Here is a 17,980-nt window from a genome sequence, read left to right as displayed (position 1 = left end):
CCGGTGGCTCTCCTTTCCTGTTCCCTGCCGAGGCCGCCCGCAATCACCACGAAGCCCACTCAATCGACGGCGGTGGCCATCTCGCGCAGTTCGTTGTCCCGGGCGTCACCGACCACGACCACGGTCCGATCCGGCTCCAGCAGCACCAACGCCTGCTCGTTGCCCCGCCCGGTGTACCGCTGCCAGGTGCCGGAACCGAGATCGGCCTGTCCCTGCGGGCGTCCCTCCTCGGTCAGCTCGGTGGGCAGCAGCCGCTCCGGCGGCACGTTGCTCTGCACGAGTTGCAGACCCCGCCCCTCGGGAGTGAGATAGCCCACCCGCAGGGTCGCACCCTCCTCCGTGGTCCGGTACGCCGCGCGCACCGTCTTCCAGCCGTCGGAGAGCCCGGTCGGCTCGGAGACCGGGAAGGCGGCGGCCGAGCGCGCCTGCTCGAAGGCGGGGGTCGGGTTCACCGTGCTCGGCGCGTCCCCACCGAGGAAACCCCGGGAGAAGGCGATCAGCAGGGCGATCGGGATCAGCAGTACCAGCAGCGAGATGGCCATGTCACGGGGGCGGCGCTCGGAGCGGCCCGGTGCGGTCTGCGCCGCCGGTGGCTCCCCGGCGGTCCGCGCCGGCTGCGGCCGGTCCTCGGGTACGTCCGGTCCGGCGGCCCGGTCGAGCGTCGGCTGCTCGGCCGTGGACGGCTGGTCTGCGGGTACGCGGTCGGCAGGCTGTGCGGGTTCCACCCGGCCATTCTCGCAGCCGCCCGACCGGCGGTATCCGGCCCATCACCGCCCCGCCCCGGTCGCGGGTCCGCCATCGTGTGAGGATCAGGAACGAAGCCGGTAGCACCCGGCCCGGTCGACCCCGCACCGCCGCGAGGAGGAGCCGAACGTGACGACGACCAGGACGCGTACCCCACAGAACCTCGACCGCAACATCGCCCTCGACCTGGTCCGCGTGACCGAGGCCGCGGCCATGGCCGCCGGCCGCTGGGTCGGTCGGGGCGACAAGGAGGGCGGTGACGGCGCCGCCGTCGACGCCATGCGCAAGCTGATCAACTCGATCCCGATGAAGGGTGTCGTGGTGATCGGCGAGGGCGAGAAGGACAACGCCCCGATGCTCTTCAACGGCGAGGAGGTCGGCGACGGCACCGGTCCGGAGGTGGACGTCGCCGTCGACCCGATCGACGGCACCACGCTGATGAGCAAGGGCATGCCGAACGCGCTCGCGGTGCTGGCGGTCGCCGAACGGGGCGCGATGTTCGACCCGAGCGCCGTGTTCTACATGGAGAAGCTCGCGGTCGGCCCGGCGTACGCGGACGTGGTGGACATCAACGCCGGGGTGGCCGACAACCTGCGCCGCATCGCCAAGGTCAAGGGCACCGGCCTCGACGAGGTGACGGTCTGCGTGCTCGACCGGTCCCGGCACGACGGGCTGGTCGAGGAGATCCGGCGGACCGGGGCGGGTATCCGGTTCATCTCCGACGGCGACATCGCCGGTGCCATCGCCGCCGCCCGGGGCGAGTCTGACGTCGACGTGCTGATGGGCATCGGCGGCACCCCGGAGGGGATCACCGCCGCCTGCGCGCTCAAGTGCATGGGCGGGATGATGCAGGCCAAGCTCTGGCCGCAGGACGACGCCGAGCGGGAGAAGGCGCTCGCCGCCGGGCACGACCTGGACCGCGTGCTCACCACCGACGACCTGGTCACCGGGGACAACTGCTTCTTCGTGGCGACCGGCGTCACCTCCGGTGACCTGCTGCGCGGCGTGCGCTACCGCTCGGGTGGGGCGTACACCCAGTCGATCGTGATGCGGTCCAAGAGCGGCACGATCCGGGTGATCGACTCGTTCCACAGGTTGGAGAAGCTCGCGCTCTACTCGGCGGTGGACTTCGACGGCCGCCCGCTGGACGAACAGGCTTGAGTCAGGGCGCGACGGCGACCGGGCCGACGGTGTCGGCCGGTCGGCGGGCCGGTGCCGTGGCGCTGGGTGCCGTCGCCGGGGTCGCCGTCGCCGTCCAGTCGCGGATCAACGGCGAGCTGGGCGTACGGCTCGACGACGGGGTCGCCGCCGCCCTGGTCTCGTTCGGTCTGGGGCTGCTGGTGCTGGTGGTCCTCGGGGTCGCCAGCGCGAACGGGCGTCGGGGTCTGTCCGCGCTGCGCGCCGCGCTCGGCACCGGCCGGCTGCGGATCTGGCAGTGCCTCGGCGGTGTGTGCGGGGCGTTCCTCGTCTTCACCCAGGGCGCCACGGTCGGGGCGCTCGGCGTCGCCGTGTTCACCGTGGCGGTGGTGGCCGGTCAGTCCGGCAGCAGCCTGGCCGTGGACCGGGCCGGGGTCGGTCCGGGTGGGCGGCAACCGGTGACGCTCGCCCGGCTCGCCGGTGCGGTGCTCACCGTGGCGGCGGTGCTGCTGGCCGTCAGGGACCGGCTGGCCGAGCCGGCCGCCCTCGGCCTGGCCCTGTTGCCGCTGCTGGCCGGCGTCGGGGTGGCCTGGCAGCAGGCGGTGAACGGACGGGTCCGCGAGGCGACCGGGAGCACGGTGACGGCCACGTTGGTCAACTTCACCGTCGGCACGGCGGCCCTGCTGGCCGTCTTCGCGGTCAGCCTCGTCGTACGCGGCGCGCCCACCGGCGGCCTGCCCGCCGAGCCGTGGCTCTATCTGGGCGGGCCGATCGGGGTGACCTTCATCGCGGTGGCCGCGGCGGTGGTCCGCTTCACCGGGGTGCTGCTGCTCGCCCTGGCCACGGTCGCCGGGCAGATCGTCGGCGCGGTGCTGCTGGACGTGCTGCTGCCGTCCGCCGACACCGGCCCGGCCGCGAGCACGGTGATCGGCGCGGCACTCACCCTGGTCGCGGTGCTGATCGCCGCGCTCGGTGGGCGGATCGGCGCGACCACCCGGGCTCGACGGCGTGGGGCCGCCCAGGTCAGGGCATCGTCATCGGAGACTCGGAGCGGTACGGCCCGTCCAGGTCGGTCCGGCGACGCCGGAAGATGATCGCGGCCACGATGCCGCCGAGCAGCCCGAACAGGTGTCCCTGCCAGGAGATCCGCTCGTCGGTGGGCAGGACGCCGACCAACTGGCCGCCGTAGAGCAGGCCGACCAGCAGGAACACGGCGAAGTTCCACCAGCTCCGCTCGAAGATGCCCCGGGTCAGCAGGATGCCGAGGTAGCCGAAGATGACGCCGCTGGCGCCCACCACGATCGTGTTGGGCGAGCCGGTGAACCACACACCCAAGCCACTGACCAGCACGATCACCAGGGTCGACCAGAGGAACCGCCGGGCTCCGGCGGCCAGCACGAAGGTGCCGAGCAGGATCAGCGGGATGCTGTTGCTGTAGAGGTGGTCGAAGCCGTGGTGCAGGAACGGTGAGAAGAAGACGCCGTCCAGCCCGTCGATGCGCTGCGGGATGATGCCGGCGGCGGCGTCGAAGCCGGCGCCCAGCCACTGGTCGAGGCCCTCGATCAGGAAGAGGACCGGCACCACCGCGCACATGGCGACGAAGGCTCGGCCGATCGAGGAGTAGAAGGCCTCGGTGCCGAACCGGTGGGGGTCGCCGCTTCCGGGCTGCAGGGTCACCCGTCAACAGCTATCAGCAATCGCGGTCGGCCGCCACTTTTCGCCGCGCACCGAGACGACGGCGGCGGTACGCGAGTGCCGCGTACCGCCGCCGTCGACGTGCTCAGGGGTGACTCAGTAGTAGCCCGAACTCTGCGACTTGGCCCAGGCGCCGCAGGGGTTGCTGTACCGGCCCTTGATGTAGCCGAGCCCCCAGGTGATCTGGGTGGCCGGATTGGTCTGCCAGTCGGCGCCGACCGAGGCCATCTTGTTACCCGGGTACGCCTGCGGGATGCCGTAGGCGCCGGAGGAGGGATTGCGGGCCTTGTGGTTCCAGCCGCTCTCCTTGTTCCACAGCTTGTCGAGGCAGGGGAACTGGTCGATCTCGAAGCCCGCGTCGATCATCATCGCGCAACCGATCTTGCGGTTGCCGCCGTACTCCGCGCAGGAGGCGGGGATCGGGCCGTCGTACGGCCGGGCGGCCCGCGCCGCGGCCTCTCGGGCCTTCCGCTCCTCCTCGGCCTTCTTGCGCGCCGCCTCTTCGGCCTTGCGGGCCTTCTCGGCGGCGGCACGGGCCCGCTTCCTGGTCTCGGTGGCCTGTTCCCGAGCGGTGCGAACCTGGCGGGAGACCTGCTGCGGCTCCTGCCGGTACTCGACGTCCAACTCGGTGACACTTCCGGCCACCTGCGCGCCGGGGCCCTGGCGCTGAGACTGGCGGTCCTCGCTGAGGTAGAAACCGCCGGCCACGCCCATGCTCAGCAGCGCGACGGCTGTGGCGCGGGCGGTGAACCGGCTCCATGGCCGACTCACGTGGTGATCCCTTCGTCGGGGTCAGGGACGCGGCGTGACCACGGCCGTACCGGGCCGAGGCGCGCCGCGAGCGCCCGCCACCGGTGAGGCCGGTGGCCGAAGACGCACCCCGTCAGCTTCCCGGCGAATCGGCCGACTCCCCTCGCGGGGTGACGAACGATCACCAACGATGCGTCAGGTGCGTGGGCGCCCGCTGGACACCATCGCGCACGGTGAGGCTGATGGGAAACCGCCAGCCCCGATTGTGACATGGGTCACGGGAAATAACAGCTTTAGAACGCCCTAAACGGGCGTCATTGGGGGACATCCTCCAACAGGTCGGTCACCATCGCGGCGATCGGAGATCGCTCCGATCGGCTGAGCGTGACGTGCGCGAACAGGTGATGACCCTTGAGCGCCTCGATCACCGCGGTCACGCCGTCGTGCCGACCGACGCGCAGGTTGTCCCGCTGCGCGACGTCGTGGGTCAGCACCACCCGGGAGCCCTGCCCGATGCGGGACAGCACGGTCAGCAGGACACCGCGCTCCAACGACTGCGCCTCGTCCACGATGACGAACGCGTCGTGCAGGCTCCGGCCCCGGATGTGTGTCAGCGGCAGCACCTCGAGCAGCCCCCGGGAGGTCACCTCCTCCAGGACGTTCTCGTGGATCACCGCGCCGAGCGTGTCGAAGACCGCCTGCGCCCAGGGCGACATCTTCTCCGACTCCGACCCCGGCAGGTACCCCAGTTCCTGGCCACCGACGGCGTACAGCGGGCGGAAGACGACCACCTTCTTGTGCCGGCGGCGCTCCATCACCGCCTCCAGCCCCGCGCAGAGCGCCAGGGCGGATTTGCCGGTGCCGGCCCGGCCACCGAGCGAGACGATGCCGATCGACTCGTCGAGCAGCAGGTCGAGGGCGATCCGCTGCTCCGCCGAACGCCCGTGCACGCCGAACGCCTCACGGTCGCCGCGCACCAGCCGTACGGTCTTGTCCGGCAGCACCCGGGCGAGCGCCGAACCCCGGGCGGAGTGCAGCACCAGACCGGTGTGGCAGGGCAGGCCGGCGGCCTCGTCCACGTCGATGGTCTCGCCGCCGTAGAGCCGGGAGATGTCCTCCTCGCCCAGCTCCAGCTCCGCCATCCCGGTCCAGGTCGGGTCACTCGCCTGGCCGTGCCGGTACTCGTCGGCCCGCAGCCCGACCGAGGCGGCCTTGACCCGCAACGGCATGTCCTTGCTGACCAGGGTCACCTCCCGCCCCTCCGCGGCGAGGTTCAACGCGACGGAGAGGATCCGGGCGTCGTTGGACTCGTTACGGAACCCCGGCGGCAACACCCCGTCGTCGGTGTGGTTCAGCTCCACCCGCAGCGTGCCGCCGACGTCGTTGGCGGGCACCGGCCGGTCCAACCGGCCGTGGCGCACCCGCAACTCGTCCAGCATGCGTAGCGACTGGCGGGCGAACCAGCCCAGCTCGGGATGGTGTCGCTTGCCCTCCAACTCGGAGATCACCACCAGCGGAAGCACCACCTCGTGCTCGGCGAAGCGGTGGAAGGCCGCCGGGTCGCTGAGGAGCACGGAGGTGTCCAGGACGAAGGATTGGCCCGCTGGTCGGGGCTCCCTGGTGTCCGCCGACCCGGCCGCGGCGGTACGGCGGCTGCGGGTGGTGCGGCGAGTCGTGGCAGTCGAGGCCGGGCTCTGGTCGGCACCGGGGGTAGTACGGCGAGTCGTCACAGGCCTGCTCCGGCGGATGGGCACCCGGCCACCCGCGGTCCGCCTCCTCCGGTGCCCGGCTTGACACGGGGTCGGATGCGGGCCCCGTGTGCGAGGTCGCAGGCCGGGCGGGCCGGCTGGCTCGGGACAATCCCGCGCCATGCCTAGACGCTAGCCGCCCGCACCCGTCCCGGCTAGTGGCCTTTCGTTAACTGCTGGTGCCATGGGCACCCTCGGGTGGCGGACCGGCCGGGATGCATGCCCCCTGCGCGCATCCCGGCCGGTGGACCACCGCCACCGGGTCGGCGGGCCCGGCGGCGCGCCGGACCGGCCGTCGACCGGCGGCTCAACCGGGTCGCCGGACCAGTGTGCTGGTCGGGTGCCGCCCGACGACCGAGGCGGCCGGCTCGGTGAACGACGAGCCGGTGTACGTGGTGCCGGCCCGGACGGCCGCGGCGGACACCCGTTTGGCGGGCGCGGTGACCGCCAGCGCGGTGGCGATCGCCGCCTGAGCGTCCCGGCGACGCCGGTTCCACGCTCCCCGGTCACCGTCGAAGTACCCCTGCCGGTAGCCGAAGCGGTAGCCGATCCGATAGCTGAGCTGCCCGTGCAGCCGACCGGCGGCGTAGCTGGTGGCGGCCAGCACCAGGACGAGGAAGATCGCGAGGAACGGGCTCATCCGGCGGCTCCGGTTCCCCGCCCGCCGGTCACTTCTCCTCCGGTTCGACGGTGGTGGGGTCGGCGATCAGCAACCGGTCGAGATCGTCGGTGCCGATCTCCTCGACCAGCTCGACGCTGACCCGGCAGCCGTCCAGCACCACCTCGGCCACCGAGGACCGACGGATCTCCCCGCCGGCGTCGTAGACCCGGACGCTGAGTTCCGGGCAGCCGAGGTGGGTACGCCAGGCATTCCACTCGGCCCGGTCGCCGACCGACAGCGACAGGTAGCGACAGCCCCGGGCGAGATAGAGCCGCCACGGCGCGATCAGTCCGGCGGCGACCCCCTCCGCGATCAGACCGAACGCCTGGGCACGGGTCGCGAGTTCGGTCACCACTCCCCCCTTGCACCGAGCGCGTGACGCAGCTGAGCACCTATCGTCTCATTCACGTGACACACCGTAGGTTGTCCCATGGGCGTGACAGTATCAGCTTTTCGTTCGTTTGCCCCGACACCCACGGACATCTATCCTGCCCAGGTGACACCCCTCAGGAACAGTGCTTCACGCCGAAATGCCAGGCCAGGATCAGCGTCACGCAAGCGTGACAAAGGCGTGCCCGGGACGTCTTCCCGGGCGCATTCGCCGTACGGTCACCAGGTGACCGAGACGGCCAACGCGCGGAAGATCGCCTTCGCCACCTTCGTCCGACGCGCCATCGAGGAGGCCCGGGCCACCCGGGCGTGGAGCGGCACCGAGGTCTCCCGGCGCACCGGCGTCTCACGCCAGACCATCAACCGCTGGGTCCGTGGCGACTGGGCCAGCGACCCGGAGGCGGAACGGGTGGTGGCGTTCTGCGAGGGGCTCGGGCTCGACCCGGCCGCCGCCTTCACGGCACTCGGCTGGGACCGTACGGCCTCGCGCCGGTCCGCCCCGCCGGCGCCGCCGATGGACCCCGACGTCGAGGCGCTGCTGCGTCGACTGGTCGACCCGGAGGTCTCCGACGCGGAGAAGTTCCACATTAGAGAAACCATTCGTTATCTCGCATATCGCCCGACCCTGCCGGCCGGTGTCCGAAAACGAGGCGACGCCGCCAGCTAGTTCCTCAGATGGCGAAAGAACGCCAGGTCAGCCTCATTCGTTTCGCTACGGGGTCGGAACGGGCGCGCTAGCGTCCGTATTCGTACTGCTTGGGCTCGTCGTCGGCGGGGGGACGGGACAAGGCCGAACCCAGCCCTGCGGGACAGAAGGGGGTCTGTGATGACCCTGAAATGGATGGCGGTCGTGGTCGCGACGGTCTCGTTGACGCTCTGCGTCACCGGGAACGCGGTCACCCTGGCCCTGAACGGCGGGCAGCTTCCCCTGCTCGTGAACCTTCTCGCGCTCACCACCGCGGCCACCGCGATCGTCCTGGCCGTCCTCGCCGAGCTGCACGACCGGCTCGACGACCGGCTCACCGCGCTCACCGAGTTCCTGGTGGAGCGGCTCCGGGAGATCGAGGCGCACACCGGCGACCGGAACACCGGTTTCGTGGAGGGCTACCTGCTCAGCCACGGCCGGGAAGCCGCCGTGGTGCCCTTCGTACGTCGGGGACGGGGAACCGCCGAACGCTGACCCCGCCCGGCGCCCGCGCCGGATCCACGCCAGGAATGACCGGCCGATGCCGGGGTACGCTGACGCGCGTGCCGCCGTTGAATCTGGGCAACCAGCCGCCGAAGACCCCGTTGAACGCCGACCAGGCCTGGCAGACGACCGCCGACCGGGCAGCCGAGACCATCCTCTTCTTCGATTTCGACGGCACACTCGCGCCAGTGGCCGACGACCCGACGCAGGTGCAGGCCGCGCCGAAGGTGCTGGCCGCGATCGAGACACTCGCCCCGGTCGTGCGCCGGATCGCGATCGTCTCCGCGCGTCCGGTGGAGTTCCTCCGCGAGCACTTCGGTGGGCTCACCGGTGTCGACCTCTACGGCCTCTACGGCCTGGAGCACAGCCACTCGGGCGGCGAGACCGTCACCGAGCCGGCCGCGCTGCCCTGGGTGCCGACCATGGCCGAGCTGGCCGAGCTGGCCCGGGCCGAGCTACCGGCGGGTGCGCTCGTCGAGTACAAGCGGCTCTCCGTGGCGCTGCACTGGCGTACCGCCCCGCAGTTGGCCGCCACCGTCGAGGAGTGGGGTCGCGCGCAGGCCGACCGCCTCGGGCTGCGGTTGCAGGTGGGGCGGATGGTGCTGGAGATCAAGCCGCCGGTCGACCGCGACAAGGGCATGGTGATCGGCGAGCTGGTGCAGGGCGTCGGCGGTGCCTGGTATTTCGGCGACGACGTCTCCGACATCAAGGCCTTCGCCGCGCTGCGGGCCCGCGCCGCCGAGGACCCCGACTTCCTGGGTGTCTGCGTCGCGGTGGCCAACCCGGAGACCGGCGACGAGGTCGCCGAGGCCGCCGACCTCACCATCGACTCCCCCGCCGCGCTGGGCGACTTCCTCACCCAGGCCACCCACCACCTCACCTGAGGTCCTTCGCCGGTACGGCGGCGGTCAGACGCCGTACCGGCGCTGGCGGGTGGCGTACGAGCGCAGGGCGCGGAGGAAGTCGACCCGGCGGAAGTCCGGCCAGTTGAGTTCGCAGAAGTAGAACTCCGAGTGCGCCGACTGCCAGAGCATGAAGCCCGACATGCGCTGCTCACCACTGGTGCGGATGATCAGATCCGGATCCGGCAGCCCCCGGGTGTAGAGGTGCTCGGAGATGTCGTCGACGTCCAGCGAGCCGGCCAGATCCTCCAGCGTGCCGCCGTTGGCCGCCTGTTCCAGCAGCAGCGAACGCACCGCGTCGATGATCTCCCGCCGGCCGCCGTACCCGACCGCGATGTTGACCTGGGCGCCGCCGCTGCGGTCCCGGGTGCGCTCCTCGGCGGCCTTGAGCGCGGCGGCGTGCTGCGCGGGCAACACGTCCAGCGCGCCGACCATCCGCAGCCGCCACGGGTTGCCCTGCTCGGCCAGCTCGGTGGTCAGATCCTCGATGATCTGGAGCAGCGGGTCGAGCTGCTCCGCCGGCCGCGACAGGTTGTCGGTGGAGAGCAGCCAGAGCGTCACGTGGCCGACACCGGCGGCGTCGCACCAGCGCAGCAGTTCCTTGATGCGCTCCGCACCCATCCGGTGACCGTCGTTGGGGTCGACCAACCCCATCTCGCGGGCCCACCTACGGTTGCCGTCGCACATCACGCCCACGTGCTGCGGCACGGGACGGCCCGCGAGCTTGGCGGTCAGCCGCCGCTCGTAGACGGAGTAGAGAATTTTCCGCAGAGTCATCACCTTGCAGGGTAGCGAGCCCTCACCCGGATCGGGGTGCCGGTGGCCGACACCACGCCGCAGTCCGTTCGCACCGCTCCTCGTCCGCCCCGCACCCCGCCCACCACCTGCGCCGACAGCCGACGCGGGCGGCTGTCGCCGTCGCGGCGGGAGCTAGCTCGGGGGCGTCGGGGCGGGGACCCGGGCGGCTCGCCGCACGCCGTAGACCGCGAGGACCACGGCGGCGACCAGCGGGGCACCGTCCCGGACCAGACCGTCGACGCCGAGCAGCCACCAGCACAGCGGCAGGTCGACCGCGAGGACGGCGACGCTGACCACCACGAGCAGGGTGCCCGCCCAGCGCTTCCCGCGCAGCAGGAAGGCGGTGCAGAACAGCACCAGATAGCTGGTCGCGATGCCGGCGCCGAGCCAGAGCAGCACCGCCGGCACGGCGAGCAGTCGACCGTCGAGGATCCCGGCGGTGGCGACCAGGGCGGGCACCAGCATCAGCGGGCTGTAGGTGAACGCGGCGACCCGGCTGGTGAGCAGCCAGGCGTTCGCCTCCGGGCGGCGCGGTGGGGTTTCGCGGAAGGAGATGCCGGAACGGTCGATGACCAGCCGGGAACGGTGCCGCACCAGATGCCCGGCGACCGCCGGAGACCGGTACAGCAGCCAGACCACGGCGGCGCAGAGCACGGTGAGCAGGGCGAAGCCGAGCAGGCCGGGCAGCGGTGGCACGCCCTGCCGGGGCACGATCAGCCGCCCCACCGCGAAGACCGTGGTGATCGCCAGGATCAGGCCGAGTGGGCGGGCCACCGTCCGGCCCCGGCGTACGTGGCCGATCAGCAACAGGAAGCCGAACGAGCGCAGCATCGCCCACCCGGTCCGTACCGCCAGGCCGAAGCCCTGCTCCGGCGCGTACCACCAGTTGAGCACCTCGACCACGACGGTGGCCGCGGCGGTCACGGCGAGCAGTGCGGTCAGCGCCCGGACGGCGGACGGCCGCCGGACCTCGGTCTCGGCGGCCGTCCTCATGGGATCCGATGATGCCCGGATCCGGCGTCGATCACACCCCGCGCTGCGGCTGCTCCGCGTCGAGTCGGGCGCGCAGGGCGTCCAACTCGGCCCAGAGGACACCGGGCAGCTTGTCGCCGAACTTCTCGAACCACTCGGTGACCAGCGGCAACTCGTCGCGCCACTCGGCCGGGTCGACCTTCAGCGCGATGCGGACGTCCTCCGGCGTCATGTCCAGGCCGTCGACGTCGAGCGCGTCCGGGGTCGGGACCATGCCGATCGGCGTCTCCACGGCCTCGGCACGACCCTCGATCCGCTCGATGACCCACTTGAGGACCCGGGAGTTCTCCCCGAAGCCGGGCCAGAGGAAGTTGCCCTCCGGGTCCTTGCGGAACCAGTTGACGTAGTAGACCCGGGGCAGCTTCGACTCGTCGCCGTCGGCGCCCTTGCCCATCTCGATCCAGTGCCGGAAGTAGTCACCGGCGTGGTAGCCGATGAACGGCAGCATCGCCATCGGGTCACGCCGCACCACGCCGACCGCGCCGGAGGCGGCGGCGGTGGTCTCCGAGGAGAGCGTGGCACCCATGTAGACGCCGTGCACCCAGTCCCGCGCCTCGGTCACCAGCGGGACGGTGTCCCGCCGCCGACCGCCGAACAGGATGGCGTCGATCGGGACGCCGTTCGGGTCGAAGTAGTCGTCGGCCAGGATCGGGCACTGGGTGATCGGCGTGCAGAACCGGCTGTTCGCGTGCGAGGAGAGGTTCTCGCTCTCCGGCGTCCAGTCGTTGCCCTTCCAGTCGATCAGGTGCGCCGGCGGCTCGCCGAGGCCCTCCCACCAGATGTCGCCGTCGTCGGTCAGGGCGACGTTGGTGAAGACCGAATTGCCCTGCTCCAGCGTCCGCATCGCGTTGGCGTTGGTCTTCCAGTCGGTGCCGGGCGCGACGCCGAACAGCCCGTACTCCGGGTTGACCGCGTAGAGCCGACCGTCCGGACCGAAGCGCATCCAGGCGATGTCGTCGCCGATCGTCTCGACCTTCCAGCCCGGGATGGTCGGCTCCAGCATGGCCAGGTTGGTCTTGCCGCAGGCGGACGGGAACGCGCCGGCGATGTGGTAGACCCGACCCTCCGGCGAGGTGATCTTGAGGATCAGCATGTGCTCGGCGAGCCAGCCCTCGTCCCGCCCCATCACGCTGGCGATCCGCAGCGAGTAGCACTTCTTGCCGAGCAGCGAGTTGCCGCCGTACCCGGAGCCGTAGGACCAGATCTCCCGGCTCTCCGGGAAGTGCGAGATGTACTTGGTCTCGTTGCACGGCCAGGCGACGTCCTGCTGGCCCGGGGCGAGCGGCGCGCCGATCGAGTGCAGCGCGCGGACGAAGTCCGCGTCGTCGCCCATCGCCTCCAGGATCTTGGCGCCCATCCGGGTCATGATCCGCATGGACGCGACCACGTACGGGCTGTCGGTGATCTCGACACCGAACATGGGCTCCTCGGCCTCGACCGGGCCCATGACGAACGGGATGACGTACATCGTCCGTCCGCGCATCGAACCGCGGTAGAGCGGGGTCATGGTCCGCTTCATCTCGGCGGGGGCCATCCAGTTGTTGGTGGGCCCGGCATCCGCTTCGTCCACGGAGCAGATGAAGGTGCGCTCCTCGACCCGTGCGACATCCGTCGGGTCGGTGCGGGCGTAGAACGAGTTGGGCTTCTTCTCGGGGTTCAACCGGATGAGCGTGCCCGCATCGACGAGTTCGTCGGTGAGGCGACGCCATTCCTGATCGGAGCCGTCCACCCAGACGACCTGCTCAGGGGTGGTCAGTTCAGCGACCTCACGGACCCAGGCGAGGAGTTTGGGGTGGGACGTCGGGGCTTGATCGATTCCCCTGACGGTGGCCGGAGCAACCATGACACATCTCCTTGTGGTCGACGCTGACCGGTCTATGGAGTGCACGAGTCTCGGCGCCGCGATGCGTCGCCTTCGTGGAAACATGGGATTGGGCTCAGCGTAAACCGATGTACAGCTCCAGTCAGTGGGACTGGTTGTGAAGAACTGCACAAGGTGCGGCCACGCTGCGGCATCACGAGCCTTTACCCGCTTTCACGCGCAGTTTCACGCAAATCCTGCGGCCGACCTGAGGTCGGCGGCCCTGCGGCAAAGAGTCACAGGTCACTTTTCGACTTCGTGAGCGGAAGAGGAAAACAACACCGAATCGCAGCCGCCCGGTTACGCTCCGTTCGTGCCTGTCTGCACCGCCGCCCCGGTGGGCCCCGAGGGCCGTCGCTCCCCGATCGCGACCCCGGCAACCGGTACGCTCGCACGGTGGCCGCCACAATGACCGGGGAGCCCGGCTCCCCGCAGACCCGTACGGGTCTGGTCCACTCCCTGGTCGACCGGTTCGGTCACCTCGTACGGGAGATGAGCAAGTTCGCGACCGTGGGCGGCATCGCCTTCCTCATGGACTTCGCCCTGTTCAACTACCTGATCGGCCCCCAGAACGTCGAGCAGATCACCGCCAAGACCATCGCCACCGTGGTCGCGGCGACCTTCGCCTTCCTGGGCAACCGGTTCTGGACCTGGCGGCACCGCAAGCGCTCCCACCCGGCGCGCGAGTACGCGCTGTTCTTCTTTTTCAACGCCGTCGGCCTGGGCATCGCGGTGGCCTGCCTGGCCGTCAGCAGGTACGGGCTGGGCGCCCTCTGGCCGGAGATCTTCCAGACCCGCCTGGCCGACAACATCGCCAGCTTCGTCGTCGGCACCGGACTCGGGACGCTGTTCCGTTTCTGGTCGTACCGACGGTTCGTCTTCGTCGAAGCGGGAACCCCGACCGGTGCGGAAGCGAACCCGGACCGGGACGCGTGACCTGCCGCCCTCCGGTCCCGTCAGAGCCTGCTGACCCGTCAAGGTCAGTCGATCCGTCCCAGCCCGCCGTACCCAGCCCACTGCCCTAAGGTGTTGCCCATGCCTCTCGTCCGTCTGCTGCCTGAGCGCTGGCAGAAGTTCATCCACGAGGCGCTCAAATTCGGCCTGGTCGGCGGCGTCAACACGGTCATCAACTACGCCGTGTTCAATGCGCTCGCTCTCACCGTCTTCGTCGATGGTCAGTTGAAGGCGACCGTCGTGGCCACCGTGGTGGCGACGATCACGTCGTACCTGATGAATCGACACTGGACGTATCGCGACCGGCCGAAATCGGCCATGCAGCGGGAATACGCCCTGTTCTTCCTCTTCAACGGCGTGGGCCTGCTGATCGAGCTGGGTGTGCTGGCCGCCGCCAAGTACGGGCTGGGCGTCACGGGCCTGCTGGCGCTGAACGTCGCCAAGACGGTCGGTGTGCTGCTGGCGACTCTGTTCCGCTTCTGGTCGTACCGCACCTTCGTCTTCCAGCCCGCACCGGCGGTCGCGGTCGAGCCCACCCAGACCTGGGCCGGGCTGCCGCGCGACGAGTGGGACACGATGGCCGGGATGGACCCGGTGGCCGAACTCGCCGAGGCGATGACGGAGCTGGAGGAGGAGGAACCACCGGCCACTCCGCCACCCGCACCGCCGCTGGCGGTACCGCCCCGGCCCACGTCGGTGGCCCGGGAGGCCGAGCTGACGGCGCTGGACAAGGAGATCGAGGACGAGCTGGCCGCCCAGCTCCAGCCGGCCCCCGCGCCACGCCGGTTCCGACGCCGCTGAGACCCGACCACGAGAACGCCCGCCGGCACTCGCCGACGGGCGTTCCTGCGTTGCGGTCGCGGACCGGTGGGACCAGCCTCAGAGGTCCCCGGCCTTGTTGTCCCGCTCGGCGAGGATCTCGCGCAGTTCGCCGTCACCGAGCGAGTGCTTGTCGTGGAACGCCTCGACCAGCTCGTAGAGCTTCGTCTGCACCCGGTCCACCTTCGGCACGTCGGGAAGCACGGACTGTCCGCGTTCGCCGGCCGACTCGATGGTGAGCGTGCCGTAGCCGAGCAGCCGCCCGAGGAACTGCTGGTTCATCGAGTGGTCGTTGACCCGGCTGAGCGGGATGTCCCGCCGCTCACGGGAGAAGACGCCGTGCTGGAGCACCACCCGCTCGTTGGTGAACAGGTAGTGCGTGGTGCGCCAACCGATCCAGGGCCAGACGGTCAACACCAGTGCGGCCAGCAGCGCCAGGCCGCCGATCACGGCGAGCGTGATCGAGCCGCCCCCACCGGCGGGCAGGAACAGCACACCGGCCGCCACCGCAGCGATGGCGAACACCAGCACCACCACCGGACGGACCATCGTCTTCCAGTGCGGATGCAGGTGCAACACGACGTGCTCGTCTTCGGTGAGCACGTCCTCGGGGAACGCCACGGAAACCTCCTCGCAGAACGGACGCGCAGACCGTAACCCCCCGGTGCCACCCCCTCACATCCGCCACGCGGCCGACCTCGACGGCGTACCCGTCGTCGATCCGGCGCGGCCGGGATCAGCGCAGGTGGAGGACGTCGGCGGCGGCCAGCGAGCGTTCCCCGGCGGCGGTGCCGACCAGAAGCCGACCGTCGAGGTCGACCCCGGTGGCGGTGCCGGTGAGGTCGGTGCCGTCGGGCAGGAACGCCCGCACCTCGCGGCCCACGGTGCCGCACACCGCCAGGTACGCGTCCCGCAGGCCGCAGGCGGACGCGTCCCCGTCGGCGGCCCGCCACCGGGCGTACCAGTCGGCGACCGCCCGGAGCAGCGCCCGCAGCAGCGGATCCCGGTCGGTGGCCGCCGCACCGGCCAGTTGCAACGAGGTGGCCGGCAGGCCGGTCGGATGCTCCGGCAGTTCGTCGGCGCGCAGCGTGACGTTCAGCCCGACACCGAGCACGATCGCAGGCGGATCCTCCGGGGCCGGGCCGGGCACCGCCTCGGCGAGTATCCCGGCGCACTTGGCGTCCCCCAGCAACAGGTCGTTGGGCCACTTGAGGGTGGCGTCCAGTTCCGCCAACAGCGTCACCGCCTCGACCAGCGCGACACCGGCGAGCAGCGGCAGCCAGCCGTACCCGGACGGTGGAGCCGGCGACCAGCCACGGTCCGGCACCGCCTGGCCGGGCCGCAGCAGCACGCTGGTCGCGATGCCCGCGCGCGGCGGTGACTGCCAGACGCGCCCGCGCCGCCCCCGCCCGGCGCTCTGCCGCTCGGCGACCACGACGAGCCCCTCCGGCTCACCGGACCGGGCCGCCTCGGCGACGTCGGCGTTCGTGGAGCCGGTCTCGGCCGTCAGTTCCAGGCGCGTCCACGGGCCGTACGGCGCCACCAGCGCCCGACGCAGCCGGGCCGCCGACAGCGGCGGACGATCGAGGTCGGTGTACGGCGAATCCGGCATCGGGCCAGCCTACGGGCCCCCGGTGAGGCGAACTGCACAGCGGCGGCGACCTGAACCATCGTTATATTCCCAGGGTGACTACCGAGACCGGGACCAACATCCACAGCACCGCGGGCAAGCTGGCGGACCTGGCACGACGGGTCGACGAGGCGGTGAACGCCGGGTCGGCCCGCGCGGTCGAGAAGCAGCACGCCCGGGGCAAGAAGACCGCCCGGGAGCGGATCGAGATGCTGCTCGACGAGGGCTCCTTCGTCGAGCTGGACGAGTTCGCCCGGCACCGGTCCACCAACTTCGGCCTGGACCGCTCCCGCCCGTACGGCGACGGCGTGATCACCGGCTACGGCACCGTGGACGGTCGGCAGATCTGTGTCTTCGCCCAGGACTTCACGGTCTTCGGCGGTTCCCTCGGCGAGGTCTTCGGGCAGAAGATCGTCAAGGTGATGGACCTGGCCATGAAGATCGGCTGCCCGGTCGTCGGCATCAACGACTCCGGTGGCGCCCGCATCCAGGAGGGGGTGGCCTCGCTCGGCCTCTACGGCGAGATCTTCTTCCGCAACGTACGCGCCAGCGGCGTCATCCCGCAGATCTCGCTCATCATGGGTCCGTGCGCCGGTGGGGCGGTCTACTCCCCGGCGGTCACCGACTTCACCGTGATGGTCGACCAGACCTCGCACATGTTCATCACCGGCCCCGACGTGATCAAGACGGTCACCGGCGAGGACGTGGGCATGGAGGACCTCGGCGGGGCGCGCACCCACAACACCCGCAGCGGCAACGCGCACTACCTCGCCGCCGACGAGTCCGACGCGGTCGACTACGTCAAGGCGCTGCTGTCCCACCTGCCCGCCAACAACCTGGACGAGCCGCCGGTCTTCGACGCTCCGGCGGACCTGTCCGTCACCGACGCCGACCGGGAACTGGACACGCTCGTCCCGGACTCGGCCAACCAGCCGTACGACATGCACCGGGTGCTCGGACACGTCCTCGACGACGGGGAGTTCCTGGAGGTCCAGCCGCTCTACGCGCAGAACATGGTGGTCGGCTTCGGCCGGGTCGAGGGACGTCCGGTGGGCGTGGTCGCCAACCAGCCGATGCACTTCGCCGGCACGCTGGACATCTCGGCCAGCGAGAAGGCGGCCCGGTTCGTGCGCACCTGCGACGCCTTCAACATCCCGGTGCTGACCTTCGTGGACGTACCCGGGTTCCTGCCCGGCACCGGTCAGGAGTGGGACGGCATCATCCGCCGGGGCGCCAAGCTCATCTACGCGTACGCCGAGGCCACCGTGCCCAAGGTCACCGTGATCACCCGCAAGGCGTACGGCGGGGCGTACGACGTGATGGGTTCCAAGCACCTGGGCGCGGACCTCAACTTCGCCTGGCCGACCGCGCAGATCGCGGTGATGGGTGCCCAGGGCGCGGTGAACATCCTCTACCGGCAGGAGTTGGCCGCCGCCGAGGATCCGGCCGCGGTCCGGGCCGAGAAGATCGCCGAGTACGAGGACACCCTGGCCAACCCGTACGTGGCGGCCGAGCGCGGGTACGTCGACGCGGTGATCCCGCCGCACGAGACGCGGACCCAGATCGTCCGCGCCCTGCGGGTGCTGCGCACCAAGCGCGAGACGCTCCCGCCCAAGAAGCACGGCAACATTCCGCTGTAGGGGTTTGTGTGTAAGGAGGGGTCCCCTGCT

The 17,980-nt window shown here is 70.9% G+C and carries 19 protein-coding genes; 8 read left to right on the top strand and 11 right to left on the bottom strand.

The features are described from left to right. Positions 1-59 precede the first annotated feature (59 nt). The gene (locus tag ACQVFL_RS04315) at positions 60-725 is read right to left on the bottom strand and encodes a DUF4245 domain-containing protein (RefSeq protein WP_396692580.1); all 666 of its coding nucleotides are present in this window, start codon (positions 723-725) and stop codon (positions 60-62) included. 148 nt (positions 726-873) lie between these two features. Between ACQVFL_RS04315 and glpX the strand changes: the two genes are divergently transcribed. After that, positions 874-1,905: a class II fructose-bisphosphatase gene (gene glpX / locus ACQVFL_RS04310; RefSeq protein WP_396692579.1), complete on the top strand. Its 1,032-nt coding sequence runs from the start codon at positions 874-876 to the stop codon at positions 1,903-1,905. Between the two features lie 29 nt (positions 1,906-1,934). Then, entirely contained in the window at positions 1,935-2,975 is a 1,041-nt protein-coding gene (locus ACQVFL_RS04305) for a DMT family transporter (RefSeq protein ID WP_431729767.1), read from the top strand. Here the strand turns inward: ACQVFL_RS04305 and ACQVFL_RS04300 are convergent. The 5 genes from ACQVFL_RS04300 to ACQVFL_RS04280 form a co-directional block, all read right to left on the bottom strand. Then, entirely contained in the window at positions 2,905-3,558 is a 654-nt protein-coding gene (locus tag ACQVFL_RS04300; protein WP_396692578.1) for a rhomboid family intramembrane serine protease, read from the bottom strand. The genes ACQVFL_RS04305 and ACQVFL_RS04300 overlap by 71 nt on opposite strands. Before the next feature lie 114 nt (positions 3,559-3,672). Continuing rightward, positions 3,673-4,347: a lytic transglycosylase domain-containing protein gene (locus ACQVFL_RS04295; protein WP_396692577.1), complete on the bottom strand. Its 675-nt coding sequence runs from the start codon at positions 4,345-4,347 to the stop codon at positions 3,673-3,675. Between the two features lie 293 nt (positions 4,348-4,640). Next, positions 4,641-6,056 (bottom strand): PhoH family protein, encoded by a 1,416-nt coding sequence (locus ACQVFL_RS04290; RefSeq protein ID WP_396692576.1) that lies wholly within the window; start codon positions 6,054-6,056, stop codon positions 4,641-4,643. Between the two features lie 325 nt (positions 6,057-6,381). Next, on the bottom strand, positions 6,382-6,714 hold the full coding sequence (locus ACQVFL_RS04285) for a hypothetical protein (protein ID WP_396692575.1): 333 nt from the start codon (positions 6,712-6,714) through the stop codon (positions 6,382-6,384). A gap of 28 nt (positions 6,715-6,742) precedes the next feature. Continuing rightward, on the bottom strand, positions 6,743-7,087 hold the full coding sequence (locus ACQVFL_RS04280; RefSeq protein ID WP_396692574.1) for a hypothetical protein: 345 nt from the start codon (positions 7,085-7,087) through the stop codon (positions 6,743-6,745). Positions 7,088-7,351: 264 nt separating this feature from the next. Between ACQVFL_RS04280 and ACQVFL_RS04275 the strand changes: the two genes are divergently transcribed. The 3 genes from ACQVFL_RS04275 to otsB all read left to right on the top strand — a co-directional run bounded on the left by ACQVFL_RS04275 (position 7,352) and on the right by otsB (position 9,198). Continuing rightward, on the top strand, positions 7,352-7,792 hold the full coding sequence (locus ACQVFL_RS04275) for a helix-turn-helix domain-containing protein (protein WP_396692572.1): 441 nt from the start codon (positions 7,352-7,354) through the stop codon (positions 7,790-7,792). Between the two features lie 159 nt (positions 7,793-7,951). Continuing rightward, positions 7,952-8,305: a hypothetical protein gene (locus ACQVFL_RS04270; protein WP_396692570.1), complete on the top strand. Its 354-nt coding sequence runs from the start codon at positions 7,952-7,954 to the stop codon at positions 8,303-8,305. Between the two features lie 68 nt (positions 8,306-8,373). After that, on the top strand, positions 8,374-9,198 hold the full coding sequence (otsB, locus tag ACQVFL_RS04265; protein ID WP_396692569.1) for a trehalose-phosphatase: 825 nt from the start codon (positions 8,374-8,376) through the stop codon (positions 9,196-9,198). 24 nt (positions 9,199-9,222) lie between these two features. On the opposite strand, the gene ACQVFL_RS04260 is transcribed toward otsB, so the two are convergent. From ACQVFL_RS04260 to ACQVFL_RS04250, 3 genes are all read right to left on the bottom strand, one after another. Beyond that, a complete protein-coding gene (locus ACQVFL_RS04260) occupies positions 9,223-9,993 on the bottom strand; it encodes an isoprenyl transferase (protein WP_396692568.1) in 771 nt (256 codons plus the stop codon). 153 nt (positions 9,994-10,146) lie between these two features. Further along, entirely contained in the window at positions 10,147-11,007 is an 861-nt protein-coding gene (locus ACQVFL_RS04255) for a hypothetical protein (protein WP_431728735.1), read from the bottom strand. 31 nt (positions 11,008-11,038) lie between these two features. Beyond that, positions 11,039-12,889: a phosphoenolpyruvate carboxykinase (GTP) gene (locus tag ACQVFL_RS04250; protein ID WP_396692565.1), complete on the bottom strand. Its 1,851-nt coding sequence runs from the start codon at positions 12,887-12,889 to the stop codon at positions 11,039-11,041. Positions 12,890-13,315: 426 nt separating this feature from the next. Here ACQVFL_RS04250 and ACQVFL_RS04245 point away from each other — a divergent pair, with 426 nt between their 5' ends. After that, on the top strand, positions 13,316-13,843 hold the full coding sequence (locus tag ACQVFL_RS04245; RefSeq protein WP_396692748.1) for a GtrA family protein: 528 nt from the start codon (positions 13,316-13,318) through the stop codon (positions 13,841-13,843). Between the two features lie 99 nt (positions 13,844-13,942). Beyond that, positions 13,943-14,662 carry a GtrA family protein gene (locus ACQVFL_RS04240; protein ID WP_396692563.1) on the top strand — a complete coding sequence of 240 codons (720 nt, stop codon included), beginning with the start codon at positions 13,943-13,945 and terminating at the stop codon, positions 14,660-14,662. 78 nt (positions 14,663-14,740) lie between these two features. On the opposite strand, the gene ACQVFL_RS04235 is transcribed toward ACQVFL_RS04240, so the two are convergent. Both ACQVFL_RS04235 and ACQVFL_RS04230 read right to left on the bottom strand, forming a co-directional pair. Then, complete coding sequence (locus ACQVFL_RS04235) at positions 14,741-15,301, bottom strand: PH domain-containing protein (RefSeq protein WP_396692561.1); 561 nt, start codon at positions 15,299-15,301, stop codon at positions 14,741-14,743. Between the two features lie 115 nt (positions 15,302-15,416). Then, the gene (locus tag ACQVFL_RS04230) at positions 15,417-16,292 is read right to left on the bottom strand and encodes a biotin--[acetyl-CoA-carboxylase] ligase (RefSeq protein ID WP_431728734.1); all 876 of its coding nucleotides are present in this window, start codon (positions 16,290-16,292) and stop codon (positions 15,417-15,419) included. A 74-nt stretch (positions 16,293-16,366) separates the two neighbouring features. Between ACQVFL_RS04230 and ACQVFL_RS04225 the strand changes: the two genes are divergently transcribed. Then, entirely contained in the window at positions 16,367-17,950 is a 1,584-nt protein-coding gene (locus tag ACQVFL_RS04225) for an acyl-CoA carboxylase subunit beta (protein WP_431728733.1), read from the top strand. Positions 17,951-17,980: the final 30 nt, after the last annotated feature.

The sequence above is a fragment of the Verrucosispora sp. TAA-831 genome (genome assembly GCF_050780145.1).
Lineage (GTDB): Bacteria > Actinomycetota > Actinomycetes > Mycobacteriales > Micromonosporaceae > Micromonospora.
Note: the sequence above shows the minus strand (reverse complement) of the source record. Positions and strands in the feature narration are given on the sequence as shown.

What these genes read in the sequence shown, in the direction of transcription:
- ACQVFL_RS04285 (WP_396692575.1), bottom strand. Translation starts at nt 6,714, where the DNA reads ATGAGCCCGTTCCTCGCGATCTTCCTCGTCCTGGTGCTGGCCGCCACC.
- ACQVFL_RS04270 (WP_396692570.1), top strand. Translation starts at nt 7,952, where the DNA reads ATGACCCTGAAATGGATGGCGGTCGTGGTCGCGACGGTCTCGTTGACG.
- ACQVFL_RS04260 (WP_396692568.1), bottom strand. Translation starts at nt 9,993, where the DNA reads ATGACTCTGCGGAAAATTCTCTACTCCGTCTACGAGCGGCGGCTGACC.
- ACQVFL_RS04255 (WP_431728735.1), bottom strand. Translation starts at nt 11,007, where the DNA reads ATGAGGACGGCCGCCGAGACCGAGGTCCGGCGGCCGTCCGCCGTCCGG.
- ACQVFL_RS04250 (WP_396692565.1), bottom strand. Translation starts at nt 12,889, where the DNA reads ATGGTTGCTCCGGCCACCGTCAGGGGAATCGATCAAGCCCCGACGTCC.
- ACQVFL_RS04245 (WP_396692748.1), top strand. Translation starts at nt 13,316, where the DNA reads ATGACCGGGGAGCCCGGCTCCCCGCAGACCCGTACGGGTCTGGTCCAC.
- ACQVFL_RS04240 (WP_396692563.1), top strand. Translation starts at nt 13,943, where the DNA reads ATGCCTCTCGTCCGTCTGCTGCCTGAGCGCTGGCAGAAGTTCATCCAC.
- ACQVFL_RS04230 (WP_431728734.1), bottom strand. Translation starts at nt 16,292, where the DNA reads ATGCCGGATTCGCCGTACACCGACCTCGATCGTCCGCCGCTGTCGGCG.